Here is a 12,730-nt window from a genome sequence, read left to right as displayed (position 1 = left end):
GCCCAAAAAGCGGCGTCTTGCTTTGTGCAACCCTTATTACTCTAAATCATGACTCTCAAATATATTAACGCTAACAACCTGAAGTTTGCCTATCATGAGGAAGGTCAGGGACCCTTAGTCATGTTATTGCATGGCTTCCCAGATATCGCTACGACTTGGAGCCATCAAATACCCGCGCTTGTTGCACAAGGCTATCGAGTGGTTACCCCCTACCTGCGCGGTTATAGGCCTACTGAAATTCCTATTGGTGGGTTTTATGACAAAGCAACGCTAGTAGAAGATATTGCTGGATTAATTAAAATGTTTTCTGAGGATCAGCCCGTTCATCTTGTTGGTCAAGATTGGGGTGCCATTATTTCTTATGCCGTACTGGCTGCATATCCAGAGCTAATTTCTCGTGCCGTTGTTATGGCAGTGCCTCATCCAGGTCAAGTGACCGAAAGCCTAGTAAATCCCAAACATATTCATCGATCTTTTCATTGGTGGTTCTTTCAATTGCCGGATCTACCAGAGAAGGCTATTCTTGCAAACAACCAAGCTTTCATTGATTATCTTTGGTCCTATTGGACCATTCCAAGTCATCGCGATGAGGCGCATATTCAAGCCGTCAAAGACACCCTAGAAAAGCCAGGGGTTTTGGCTGCAACACTGGCTTACTATCGCGCAATGTTTGATGTGACTAAAGCAGATCCTAATTTAATATCTGTTCGGGAAAAAATGGCTCGCCCTATTGAGGTCCCTACACTTGCGCTATGCGGCAAAGAAGATTTGCGAGCTGAACTCATGCTGGAGCAGTCACAGTATTTCAATAAAGAGTATGAATTTAAGCTAGTAGATAACGCTGGCCATTTCTTGCATCGTGAGCAACCTGAGCAAGTAACCAAACTCATTATTGATTGGTTGAAAAAATAGATTGGGGGATCATTCTGCAGCCACCCCAGCTTTAATGCAAATCCACTCTTTGAAGAGTTTTATTTTTTGACTGTTTTTTGCATTGGACCGATAGGATAAAAAGTGTGTTCTGTCGGTAGTGGGTAAGAAGGTCCCTTTGCCAAGTTCTACAAGCTCGCCACGCAAGATCTCTCTTTCAGCAAATCGCACGCTCTCAAGTACAGCGCCAATTCCATCAACTGCTGCTGATACAGAGAGGGCTGCGCGATCAAATGACATTTTGCGAGTTGATGGGTTTTTAAGATGATTTATCTCAAACCATTGTTCCCAGGTATGGTGATTGAGAGACGACTCAATTAAGGTGAGTCTACTCATCAATTCGTCTATAGGAACCTTGGGGTCAATTAAATGAGGGGCACAGAGGGGAACAATGTTTTCTTCGCCCAAGGAGATTGAGGTGATGCCAGGTCCTTCATGAATGGATTGATAAGAGATGGCGATATCCACTTCTTGGTTGCGCAGAAGATCAATTGGCTCTGCTCCCGATGTCAGTCGAATAGTAATGTCGGGATTGTCCTTAATGAATTCCGGCAGTCTTGGACTAAGCCACTTGGCTGCAAAGCTAGGCGAGCAATGTAGGGCAAGAACTTGCGAGCTTGGAGCAAGAGTGACTTCATTACATGCCGCTTCAATGACATCAAAGACCCTGGAGAGGGAATCTAATAGGCGACGTCCTTCAGCGGTGGGCTCCACTTTACGATTCTTGCGTAAAAAAAGCGGCTTTCCAAAATAATCCTCAAGTTCTCTTATTTGATGGCTAATTGCCGACTGAGTGAGGTGTAATTCTTTTGCGGCCAAGGTAAAGCTCTCAAGGCGTGCAGCGGCCTCAAAAGCGCGCAATAGTACATAATTTGGCATTTTTCTCATGTAAATATAATATACATGATTTATATTCATCTCTCCATGAACAGTTATCGTTTGTCAAAACCCTCTCGAAAGCCCATGATTACAGTCTAGTTGTGCTGTTGGTGGCGCGTTTATCTGTATATAAAAAGGAATTCACATGGCTGAAGTAATGGAGAGAGAACGTAAGTTGGACTTGGGTGGCAGAGAGTCTATCTATCAACCAGAAGACAAATCCCAGATTTTTCCTTACCTGCCAAAATTTAAGAACTTTGCCGAGGAGCGTCAGCACCTCAAAGAGCGATTAGTCGCTGCATGCAGAGCGTTCGCTTTAGAAAAGTTTGACTATGGATTTGCAGGGCATTTAACTGTTCGTGATCCTGAGCATCCAAACCTATATTGGACAAATCCAATGGCAGTACATTTTGATCAAGTCAAAGTTTCTAATTTAATTTTGGCAGATCATGAAGGTAATATTTTGGAAGGCAAGCATGCATTGAATCGTGCTGGTTTTGTATTGCATGCGGCAGTTCATGAAAAACATCCAGACATTGTTGCTATGTGTCATGCCCATACAGTTTATGGAACAGCATTTGCAGCCTTAGGAAAACCTTTAGATCCAATCTCTCAAGATGCTGCTGCATTCTTTGAAGACCATATGGTTCTAGCAGAACAAGCAGGCCAAGTAGCAGTTGAAGATAATGCAGGTTACAACGTAGCAGGATCATTGAAGAAGGTGAAGGCCATTATTCATCGCAATCATGGTTTGCTTACGGTGAGTCGCCATAGTATTGAAGCTGCAGCATTTTGGTTTATTGCTTTGGAGCGTTGCTGCAAGCAGCAGATGTTGGTTGAGGCAACTGGCATCAAGCCTAACTTGCTCTCTCCCGAGGTTGCCCGTTACAGTCGTGAGCACGTAGGTAGCGAGTATATTGGCTGGTTACACTTCCAGCCAATCTGGGGTTATTTAAAAGAAAATCAACCAGATATGTTTGCGTAATCTTAAAAGAAGTGCAGAAAGAAAAATCCCAGCATGCTGGGATTTTTTAATTACTCGATAGCACCTGCTCAAGCTGTCCAATAAGATTTTTTCTGGCTCGCATTGCATGTAGCTCAGAGAGTTCAGCAGCTTTTCTCTCATCCCCATTTTTAATGGCATCTGCAATTGCCTGATGTTCATCCCAAATAGTTGAGCCTTGGGTAGATTGCAGTACAGCACCCATCACTCGGCGAAGATGCACCCAATGTAAGTGAGCGCTTTTGGCAATGAGTGGATTTTCTGAAGCCTCATAGATTGCACTATGAAAAGCCATATCTGCATCAATCAATGCCTTGACATCGCTCTTTTCAGATACAGCACGACCATGTTTGATTAGTGCGGGATTAATCACACATTTCTTTTGGGCGGCTAGTTTTGCCGCCAAAGAATCCAATGCGCCGCGTACTTCATACAGTTTATCGATCCACTCAATATTTAATGCAGTGACTTGCAGGCCTCTACCGGGGGCATCTTCAACAAAGCCATCATTCTTCAACATGCGCAGTGCCTGAAGCACTGGTAAGCGAGAAACATTCATTTGTTCAGCAATGTCTTCCTGGGTAATGCGTGTTCCGGGCGGAAGAGAGCCATCACTAATTGCATCTAATAGGGCGGTGTAAACCGCTTGGACATAATCAGTTCTAGCTGGCAGTTTATTAAGTTGTGAAAGCATCTTTTGGGGTTCTGGAAGCCTGAAATCGTGTTTTGGGGTCTGCACCCATTTAAAAAATATTATATACTCTGTATACAGTATACAAAGTAAAAAGACCAGTCAATTAATAGGAGACCCCAGTAATGACAAGCAAACAGGAGCAGGCAGAAAAGAAAGTTGGCGCCTCAGCTGGAGCAGGTGGCACACCTAAGAAATTAGTACCCTACGGTGGCTACTACACCAATAAAGTTCCTGGTCATGATCCAGAACTCACCGAAGTGGGTCCAGGCACTCCAATGGGTGAATACATGCGTGGCTTTTGGCATCCAGTTTGTATGTCAATTGAGCTCACTGACACGCCAAAGTTTTTAACAATCTTGGGCGAAGAGTTAGTCGCGTTTCGTGATGGCAGCGGAAGAGTTGGTTTGCTGCATGCGCATTGCGTACATCGTGGCGCTTCACTTGAGTATGGCTTGATTCAAGAACATGGAATTAAGTGTTGTTATCACGGCATGGTGTTCGATGTGGATGGGACGTGTTTGAATGCACCTTTTCCTAAGGGCGAAGAAGCTGAAGCAGAAAAATATGCATGCTCCATTCAACAGGGCGCCTATAAGGCATTCGAAAGAAACGGTTTGGTATTTGCGTATATGGGCGCTCCAGATAAAGAGCCACCATTTCCTGAATGGGAGTCAGATTTTACGGTAGCACCTGGAGATGAGTTAGTTCCTTACAGTAATTTTCAGCATTGCAATTGGTTGCAAGTACAAGATAACGCTGCAGATAATTTCCACACAGCTGAACTGCATGCTGCCAAAAACGTGGTTGGTGGTCACTACCAGGGCACTACATTTGATGAGGTGGGAGCCCCTACGATGGAAGTTCATCCTGATATGCAGTTTGTCCCCATTCATGGCGGTAGAGGTTTGGCCTGTTCTGGCGCTCGTCGTGTAAATAACGAAAAATTATTTATACGAGTTCAACATCAGGTATTACCAAATCTGAGTTTGCATGCTTACACATCGGAAGATGGTTCTAATAAGAAATTATTTAGTCGCTTTCATATCATCCGCTGGACAGTTCCAGTCGATGACATTAATAGCAAGATGATTGGTTGGCGTGTGATGGGCCCTGGTATTGATACTCGAGGCATCGGACAAAAAGAGTTGGTTGGATATGAGTCCATTGATTTCTTAGATGGTCAGGTTGCCTTAAGAAGAAATGAGCGTTTTGGCAATCACACGATTAATGATCTTGTGGAGATTCCATCTGATCACAGAGCACGCTCTAACTACAAAATGGCCCAGTACGCCCCTGGTGACTATGAAGCCATTATTAGCCAAAGACCAATTGCTATTCATGCATTGGAGAACCCCACAAAGTTTGATGCCGGCCCCTATTTATTTAGAAAGATGTTGCGTGATGCAGTGCGTGGATCTAATCCTGCAGCGAGTGCGGAAGCATTTTCTGAGTGGCTCAAAGAAATTAATGGCGCACCTAACAGCTATTGCTCTGGCAACGTTTTTGAATTGCCAATCGGCGCTAGCACTGAAGAAGAGGTGGCTCAAAGACGCTTTGTCGCTAAGGGTGTGATCGCTATTCTGACGGAGAGTGAGCAGTACAAGGGCAAAGAGCGTAACGACTTTGTAAAAGCAAAAATGGAAGAGCTCGAGCAAACTGCAAAGGCACAATTCAAGCATTAATCAATCAATTGGAAGGTATGGGCTGCTATTGCAGCCCATTATTTTTGTGGAGAGAGGCAAAAAAGTGAATAAAATTTCCAGCGTGGACTCTGAAGGGTTAGTGATTGAGGTTCAGAGCACTGGCCAAAAAATAAGCATCACGAGAGCCGAATCAATCATTGATGCTCTAGCTAAGATCGGCATTGAAGTTCCAACCTCATGCCAATCCGGGCTTTGCGGCACCTGTAAGACAAGATACATCAGTGGTGATGTAGAGCATGGTGATTGCATTTTGAGTGAAACTGAGCACCAGGAGTATTTAACTCCCTGTATCTCCCATATTAAGAGCGGAACACTGGTACTTGATTTATAAAAAGATATACGTATTAGGTGCAGGTGCAGTTGGCTGCTATTTCGGCGGTATGTTGGCTCGTGGGCATCATGACGTCACTTTTATCGCTAGGCCAGAGCGTACCGCAGCTCTGAATGAGTCTGGTTTGGAGATGGATTGCAAAGCATTTCATGAAACAGTTCAGGTTAAAGCAAGCGCTGACCCTTCCATTCTGAGTGATGCGGATTTAGTGTTACTGAGTGTGAAGTCTCTCGATACAGAGCGCATGCTAGCTGAGGTGAAATCTATTCTGCCAAGTAAGGCGGTCATTCTGAGCTTGCAAAATGGTGTGGCTAATATTGATCTTGCTTCCAAAATCATTGCTAATCCGATTTATGCGGCGGTTGTGTATGTTGCTGCAGAGATGATTGGCCCAAGAACTATGAAGCATCATGGTAGAGGAGAGTTGCTGATTGGCAATCTAGGGCAGGGCACCTCTGTTGGCGATCAAAATCTCAAAGAGATCACCAGGCTATTTGAAGAGGCAGGTGTTCCATGCTCGCTTGCGCCCCAGATTAAAAGAGATATGTGGCTCAAGTTTATGGTGAACTGTTCTTTTAATGCTATCTCGGGTATTGGCCAAATACCCTATGGTGAAATGATGAAGTCCCCTGGTATTGTCAAGCTGATCGAGGAAATTACTAAAGAGTTTTTGGTAATTGCTGCGCATGAAAAGGTTGACATTAGTATGTCGGAGGCGCTTGCGGTAAATAAATCTATAGCAACCACGATGCTTACCCAAGTTTCCTCAACTGCTCAAGATTTGGCTAGAGGAAAAATGACGGAAATTGATTTCTTGAATGGCTATATTGTGGAGCTAGGTAAGCGATATAAGGTCGCTACTCCGTATAACGAGTCAGTCTATGCATTAGTCAAAATGTTGGAATCTCAAATTAAATAGAAGGGTTTAAACCTTCTGCATCAATTTGTTTTTCCCAAGAGGCGTCAATAAATGCGGGTAACTTCATACACTCATTAAAGATCTTCATTAGAGTGGGGTAAGGACTCATATCCATTTTCGTACTTACAGCATTAAAGAGTTGGGGCACTAGACAAATATCAATGAGACCAGGCTGATCACGAAAGGCAAAACGTCCAACGCGGGGATCAGCGCCTAATTTTTTTTCAAGGCTATCCATTCCCACCTTAATCCAATGTTGGTACCAAGTATCTTTGGCCTCATTACTTGCCCCAACCTGTTTTATTAGGTAACGAAGCACTCGTAAATTACTGATGGGATGAATATCAATAGCGATATCCATTGCTAATGAGCGCACCCAAGCGCGATCGATCGGTGAACTTGGGAGTAGTGCTGGCGTGGATTGAATCTCATCTAAGTACTCAATGATGGCGAGTGATTGATGAATGCAATTTTTTCCATCATCCAATAGTGGTACGAGGCGAGTTGGATTTTTGCTTATATAGGCCTCAGATAGTTGTTCGCCACCATTTTTGCTAAGGTGGATAGGAATCACTTCATAGTCCATACCCTTGAGATTAAGTGCAATACGAACACGAAAAGCTGCCGAGCTGCGCCAGTAGCTATAAAGCTTGGGTTTCATATAAGTACTTTCCTTGGACTCATGGCTAACAGTATATTAAGGAAGCGAATTCGAGTGAAGGGCTTTTCAATTCCTTTAGACTGTTTGTTATGGATGAAATTAATTTTTGGATTGGCATCATTGCAACCATGGCCTTTGCGGTCACTGGCGTCCTTGCGATTGCTGATCGTGGCGTTGATCTGTTTGGTGTTTTAGTGCTCGGTTTAATTACCGCAATTGGCGGGGGTACTATTCGGGACATTATTTTGGAAGCCCCTATCTTTTGGTCTGAGGGCCAGATTTATGTTTGGCTTGCATTGGGCGCTAGCGTCCTAACATTTTTTGCCGAATCTTTTTTTACTCAACCTCAGATATACCGATGGATGCTATATATCGATGCTTTTGGTGCCGCACTGTTTGCTATTCAGGGAGCAGACAAGGCCTGGGGCATGGATTTCGGTTTGCCGGTAGCCCCGGTGATATTAGGCGTAATTACTGCAATTGGCGGGGGTTTATTGCGGGATATTTTGGCAGGCCGGAAAACACTTTTAATGTCTCATGAGTTGTATGCAATTCCGGTAACGCTAGGATGTTGTGCTTATGTATTGGTATTGAACTTCATTCCTCAATATGCGATTGAGGGTTCCGTACTTTGCATGTTAGGAATCTTTGGATTACGCGCAGCTGCCATTTATTGGGATCTGCGCGTACCAAAAATGTTTATTACTAAAACGCGCTAACAGCCCCGTCACTACGTGGGTCCCAGCCCCCCCGTAAGGTGCCTGATGGATCTCGAATGATGCAGCCAGCATGACCCACTGTCTCATCAAAAGCATCCAGCATCTCAATTTCATGACCCATGGCATGTAATTCTTTTGCAACCCATGGACTGAAGCGAGATTCTAATTTCAGGCTATCACTGGTTTGACCCCAGGTACGACCAAGCAACCAGCGTGGGCGACTAATGGCATCCTGTGGATCAAGCCCATAGGTAGCGGTACGGGTGAAGACGGCACATTGCGTTTGAGGTTGGCCATCACCACCCATTGTTCCGTAAACCATAGAGCGACCATCTTTAAATAAGGCCATGGCGGGATTAAGTGTATGGAAAGGTTTGCGATAAGGCTCAAGATGATTGAGCGTCTTAGGATCTAAGGAGAAGCTACAACCGCGATTCTGCCAATTCACGCCTGACTTCGGTAAAACAATGCCAGCACCAAACTCGTGATAGATGCTTTGAATGAAGGAGACGCAGTTGCCATCACCATCAATCACCCCCATCCAGATGGTATCTGCGGGACCTTTGCCCTGGCCCCATGGTAAGGCCTTGTTGGAATCAATATTCTTGGCAAGTTTTTTCAAGAACGCAGGAGATAAAAATGACTGTGCATTTTTACTCATGTAGGCGGGATCGGTTACAAATTGATCCCGAATCTTAAATGCTTGTTTGGTAGCTTCAACGCAATGATGCACATACTCTGTACTATCCACCTTAAAGCGTTTTAAGTTCAATTGATCCAAGATGCCAATGATCATTAATGAGACTACGCCTTGGGTAGGCGGCACCATGTTGTACACATTACCCAGACTATGTTTCAGTTCAAGCGGATCAATGAGTTTTGCATGGTGACGATGGAGATCGCTTAAACGCAAGGGACTACCAATATCGGTAAGCTCCTTTGCCAATAAATTAGCAAGGTCACCACGATAAAAATCCTCAGTACCTTTGCTTGCAATCTGACGCAGTGTTTTAGCTAGCCGCTCTTGCTTGAAGATGCTTCCAACAGCTGGTGCTTTGCCGTTGACTAGGAAGGTTTGGGAAAAACCAGGAATAGAACTGAGCTCTTCACGCTTTTTGGCGGTAAGGCTCGATTGGCTGTAGGTGACTGGAACGCCTGCTTCAGCATAATGAATCGCATCAGCTAATAAGCGAGATAAAGTAATCTTCCCGCCTAGACCTTGCTTAGAGAGTTTGTGTGCCGCACCCCAACCAGAGATCGTGCCGGCAACGGTATTTGCTGCAACTGGACCGCGAAACGGAATTGCTTTTGTGATACCCCGCTCTGCGTACCATTGTTTGCTGGCTAAACCAGCTGCTGCGCCACAGGCATCAATACCGCCCATTGCCTTGCCAGGCGAATGAATGACCCAGAACGAGTCTCCGCCAATTGAGTTCATGTGAGGATAAACGACAGCAATGGTAGCTGCTGCAGCCACCATTGCTTCTAATGCGTTACCACCTTCTCTCAGAACCGCTAATGCCGATTCAGAAGCAAGGGAGTGCGGTGCAACCGCCATCCCTTGAATACCCCACTTTGCTTGCATTGCAAAACCCCTCTAATTTTTTGTCCTACTATTTTTATATTATTTATTTTCTCGCAATTGCCGCTCGATATCTGAACTAGAGTCTACCGTGATCTCATTTTGCTCGACACCAGCTAATGGATCAACGGATGGCCCACTAGCATCAAAAGCAACAGTTGGCTTATCCACAAAGTAGGTCACTGTTTCTGGGATGAAGATGATGATGGCTACCAGAATTAGTTGCAGACCAACCCACGGCAGGGCTCCGTAATAAATATCCGAGCTCTTTAGTGATTTTGGTGCAACGCCTCGCAGATAAAACAATGCAAATCCAAACGGGGGATGCATGAATGAGGTCTGCATATTGGCACCGAGAAGCACGCCAAACCAAATCAGATCAATGCCGAGCTTGTCTGCAACCGGAGCTAATAATGGAATGATGATGAAAGCGATTTCAAAATAGTCTAAGAAGAAGGCCAAGAAGAACACAAACAAGTTCACCACAATTAAGAAGCCGACTTGACCGCCTGGTAGGCCAGACAAGAGGTGCTCAATCCAAAGGTCGCCGTCCACACCGCGGAATGCCAAACCAAACACTGTAGAGCCAATCAGAATGAAAATCACCATGGCATTGATGCGCATAGTGGAAGTCATTGCTTCCCAGACCAAAGGCTTTTCTAAGCGCTTATTCATAGCAGCGAGAAGTAATGCTCCCACGGAGCCCATTGCGCCGCCTTCAGTTGGAGTAGCAAGGCCCATCAAGATGGTTCCTAGTACCAAGAAGATCAGTGCGATGGATGGAACAATGCCCCATAAGATTCGCTTGAACAATTTCCAGTCGATTTTTGGACGAGCTTCTGGCGGAAGTGCTGGTACGTCTTGAGGTCTGAAAATCGATAAGAAGAAAATAAACAAGCAGAACAGCACTACCTGAATGATGGATGGTCCAATGGCGCCGGCATACATATCGCCAACAGACTTACCTAACTGGTCAGCCAGCACAATTAAAACGAGTGATGGTGGTATGAGTTGAGTGATAGTTCCAGATGCAGCAATCACACCAGTCGCTACGCGCGGGTTGTAACCGTAGCGCAACATGATTGGCAGAGAAATTAATCCCATTGCAATCACTGAAGCAGCAACGGTTCCAGTAATGGCTCCCAGAATCGCACCAACAATAATGACGGCATAAGCTAAACCACCGCGGATTGGGCCAAATAGCTGACCCAAGCCTTCGAGCATGTCTTCCGCCAAGCCGCACTTCTCAAGAATCGCACCCATGAAGGTGAAGAAGGGAATTGAGAGCAATAAGTCATTCGAAAGAATGCCAAACACTCGATCTGGTAGGGCTTGCAAGAATGTGGGCTGGAACATGCCCATTTCAATGCCGATGAAGGAAAAGAATAAGCCTACAGCGCCAAGAGAAAACGCGGCAGGATATCCGAGCAATAAAAATACAATCAAGCCCCCAAACATGATGGGGGCCATTAAATCTTGGCTAATCATTGGAGAGGTCTTTCGTACTTAGGATCGATTTGAATCATGCCAATAATGGCTGCGTAGCGTTTGATAATTTCAGAAATACCTTGGAGCGTTAATAAGAAAAAGCCCAAAGTAATCACGCCGCGCACTGGCCAACGAATGAGGCCGCCGGGGTTGCTCGAGGTCTCATTTTGAATCACCGAAGTGATAAAAAATTCCCAGGAGTAAAAGCCGATGATGATCGTTACGGGTAAAAAGAAGACAATGCCACCCCAAAAATCCAACCAAAGTCGAACTTTATTGGGGTACATTGCATAAAGGACATCTACTCGCACATGTTCATTGAGGCGGAAAGTAGTCGCGGCACCAAACATCACCATGCCGGCAAATAAGTACCACTGGGCTTCCAGCCAACCATTGGAGCTGATATTGAAGCCGTACCGAATCAGCGCATTTGCTGTGCTGACCAGTACGGCAATTAATACCATCCAACTCGCTAATACACCAAAACGGTCATTTAAACGATCAACGAAACTTGCGAAAACTAAAAATTGTTTTGGCATATCAGATTCTCAGTAAGGTTTTATTTGACCGGATTTGTCAACATGAAGCTCATGAGAGTTTGCTCAGCAACTTTATTCCACAACATTTGATCATTGCGGAATTTTTTCCAAGGCTCATAAATCTTCTTAAATGATGGATTCTTGGCCGCTTCTTCTTCATACATTTCGAAGGCTGCAGTAGATGCGGCTTTCATAATTTCTGTTGAATAAGATTGCAGCTTGACGCCATTCTTAATTAAGCTTTGCAAAGCGATTGGGTTTTTGTAGTCGTACTCAGCCATCATGTCAATGTTGCATTCTGCGCAAGCTGAGGTCAAAGCTTCTTGATATTGCTTTGGCAACTTTTCCCATTCTTTGATGTTGACGTACATGGAGTACATCGAGCAAGCTTCCCACCATCCTGGGTAGTAGTAGTAAGGGGCAATTTTGTAAAAGCCTAATTTTTCATCATCGTACGGGCCTACCCATTCAGCCGCATCAATTACGCCTTTTTCAAGAGCTGGGTAAATATCGCCACCAGCGATTTGTTGTGGGATTGCGCCTAAGCGGGACATTACTTCTCCGCCGAGTCCGGCAATACGCATTTTCAAACCTTTAAGGTCTGCAACAGTTTTTACTGGCTTTTTAAACCAGCCGCCCATCTGAGTTCCAGTGTTACCTGCTGGGAAAGAAATAATGTTGTAGTCACGTAAGAACTCACGTTGCAGTTTCAAGCCGCCACCCCAATACATCCAGGCATTTTGTTGGCGCTGATTCATGCCAAATGGGACGGTTGTGTCAAAAGCAAAAGTTTTGTTTTTGCCTACAAAGTAATAGCCAGCAGTGTGAGTGCACTCTACAGTTCCTTGTTGCACTGCATCAACAGTACCGAAGGCTGGAACGATTTCACCTGCTCCAAAAATACGGATTTGGAATTTGCCGTCCGTGAGAGCGGCAACGCGTTTGGAGATGAACTCGCCACCGCCATAAATCGTATCTAAGCTCTTTGGAAAACTAGAGGCACAGCGCCATTTCACTTCCGGCATGGATTGTGCAATCGCCGGTGCAGCCAATACGCCCGCGGCAGCGCCAAGTGCGGTCTTACCTAAAAAGTCACGTCTTTTCATTTGGAATGCTCCTTGTTTAACATTTTCGAAATAGCATTTTTTGATAATGCCTTTTTTATTAACTTCTGAGACTATTAGAGCGAAGTGCGGTCATATTACTTTCCAAGTTTGCACCTAGATGCACGAATATGCACCCCAATTGTGCATCTAGGTTTAGAGGCGCTCCATTCCATATT

General features: G+C 44.9%; 13 protein-coding genes. 6 read left to right on the top strand and 7 right to left on the bottom strand.

Annotated elements, in window-relative coordinates; all coding sequences use genetic code 11:
- The first annotated feature begins 48 nt into the window (after window positions 1-48).
- Window positions 49-912: an alpha/beta fold hydrolase gene (locus C2740_RS08125; protein ID WP_215293068.1), complete on the top strand. Its 864-nt coding sequence runs from the start codon at window positions 49-51 to the stop codon at window positions 910-912.
- A 9-nt stretch (window positions 913-921) separates the two neighbouring features.
- Here the strand turns inward: C2740_RS08125 and C2740_RS08120 are convergent, their stop codons facing one another.
- On the bottom strand, window positions 922-1,818 hold the full coding sequence (locus tag C2740_RS08120; protein WP_251369628.1) for a LysR substrate-binding domain-containing protein: 897 nt from the start codon (window positions 1,816-1,818) through the stop codon (window positions 922-924).
- 136 nt (window positions 1,819-1,954) lie between these two features.
- On the opposite strand from C2740_RS08120, the gene C2740_RS08115 reads away from it, so the two are divergent.
- A complete protein-coding gene (locus C2740_RS08115) occupies window positions 1,955-2,794 on the top strand; it encodes a class II aldolase/adducin family protein (protein WP_215293064.1) in 840 nt (279 codons plus the stop codon).
- 46 nt (window positions 2,795-2,840) lie between these two features.
- Here C2740_RS08115 and C2740_RS08110 read toward each other — a convergent pair whose 3' ends face one another.
- Window positions 2,841-3,506 carry a GntR family transcriptional regulator gene (locus C2740_RS08110; RefSeq protein WP_215293062.1) on the bottom strand — a complete coding sequence of 222 codons (666 nt, stop codon included), beginning with the start codon at window positions 3,504-3,506 and terminating at the stop codon, window positions 2,841-2,843.
- A 122-nt stretch (window positions 3,507-3,628) separates the two neighbouring features.
- Here C2740_RS08110 and C2740_RS08105 point away from each other — a divergent pair, with 122 nt between their 5' ends.
- The 3 genes from C2740_RS08105 to C2740_RS08095 all read left to right on the top strand — a co-directional run bounded on the left by C2740_RS08105 (window position 3,629) and on the right by C2740_RS08095 (window position 6,459).
- Window positions 3,629-5,188: a Rieske 2Fe-2S domain-containing protein gene (locus C2740_RS08105; protein ID WP_215293060.1), complete on the top strand. Its 1,560-nt coding sequence runs from the start codon at window positions 3,629-3,631 to the stop codon at window positions 5,186-5,188.
- 64 nt (window positions 5,189-5,252) lie between these two features.
- The gene (locus C2740_RS08100; protein WP_251369627.1) at window positions 5,253-5,540 is read left to right on the top strand and encodes a 2Fe-2S iron-sulfur cluster binding domain-containing protein; all 288 of its coding nucleotides are present in this window, start codon (window positions 5,253-5,255) and stop codon (window positions 5,538-5,540) included.
- A complete protein-coding gene (locus C2740_RS08095) occupies window positions 5,530-6,459 on the top strand; it encodes a ketopantoate reductase family protein (RefSeq protein WP_215293058.1) in 930 nt (309 codons plus the stop codon). The genes C2740_RS08100 and C2740_RS08095 overlap by 11 nt, the downstream gene beginning before the upstream one ends.
- On the opposite strand, the gene maiA is transcribed toward C2740_RS08095, so the two are convergent.
- On the bottom strand, window positions 6,452-7,120 hold the full coding sequence (gene maiA / locus C2740_RS08090) for a maleylacetoacetate isomerase (RefSeq protein ID WP_215293056.1): 669 nt from the start codon (window positions 7,118-7,120) through the stop codon (window positions 6,452-6,454). The genes C2740_RS08095 and maiA overlap by 8 nt on opposite strands.
- 89 nt (window positions 7,121-7,209) lie before the next feature.
- On the opposite strand from maiA, the gene C2740_RS08085 reads away from it, so the two are divergent.
- The gene (locus C2740_RS08085) at window positions 7,210-7,839 is read left to right on the top strand and encodes a trimeric intracellular cation channel family protein (RefSeq protein WP_215293054.1); all 630 of its coding nucleotides are present in this window, start codon (window positions 7,210-7,212) and stop codon (window positions 7,837-7,839) included.
- Here C2740_RS08085 and ggt read toward each other — a convergent pair.
- Genes ggt through C2740_RS08065 form a run of 4 tightly spaced genes read right to left on the bottom strand, consistent with a single transcriptional unit; the run spans window position 7,826 to window position 12,554 of the window.
- Window positions 7,826-9,424 (bottom strand): gamma-glutamyltransferase, encoded by a 1,599-nt coding sequence (ggt, locus tag C2740_RS08080; RefSeq protein ID WP_215293052.1) that lies wholly within the window; start codon window positions 9,422-9,424, stop codon window positions 7,826-7,828. The genes C2740_RS08085 and ggt overlap by 14 nt on opposite strands.
- Before the next feature lie 39 nt (window positions 9,425-9,463).
- On the bottom strand, window positions 9,464-10,909 hold the full coding sequence (locus C2740_RS08075; protein WP_215293050.1) for a TRAP transporter large permease subunit: 1,446 nt from the start codon (window positions 10,907-10,909) through the stop codon (window positions 9,464-9,466).
- Complete coding sequence (locus C2740_RS08070) at window positions 10,906-11,448, bottom strand: TRAP transporter small permease subunit (protein WP_215293048.1); 543 nt, start codon at window positions 11,446-11,448, stop codon at window positions 10,906-10,908. The genes C2740_RS08075 and C2740_RS08070 overlap by 4 nt, the downstream gene beginning before the upstream one ends.
- Before the next feature lie 20 nt (window positions 11,449-11,468).
- Window positions 11,469-12,554 carry a TRAP transporter substrate-binding protein gene (locus C2740_RS08065; RefSeq protein WP_215293047.1) on the bottom strand — a complete coding sequence of 362 codons (1,086 nt, stop codon included), beginning with the start codon at window positions 12,552-12,554 and terminating at the stop codon, window positions 11,469-11,471.
- Between the last annotated feature and the right edge of the window lie 176 nt (window positions 12,555-12,730).

It is taken from the genome of Polynucleobacter sp. MG-5-Ahmo-C2 (assembly GCF_018687735.1).
GTDB lineage: Bacteria > Pseudomonadota > Gammaproteobacteria > Burkholderiales > Burkholderiaceae > Polynucleobacter.
This window is presented reverse-complemented; position numbering and strand designations above follow the sequence as displayed.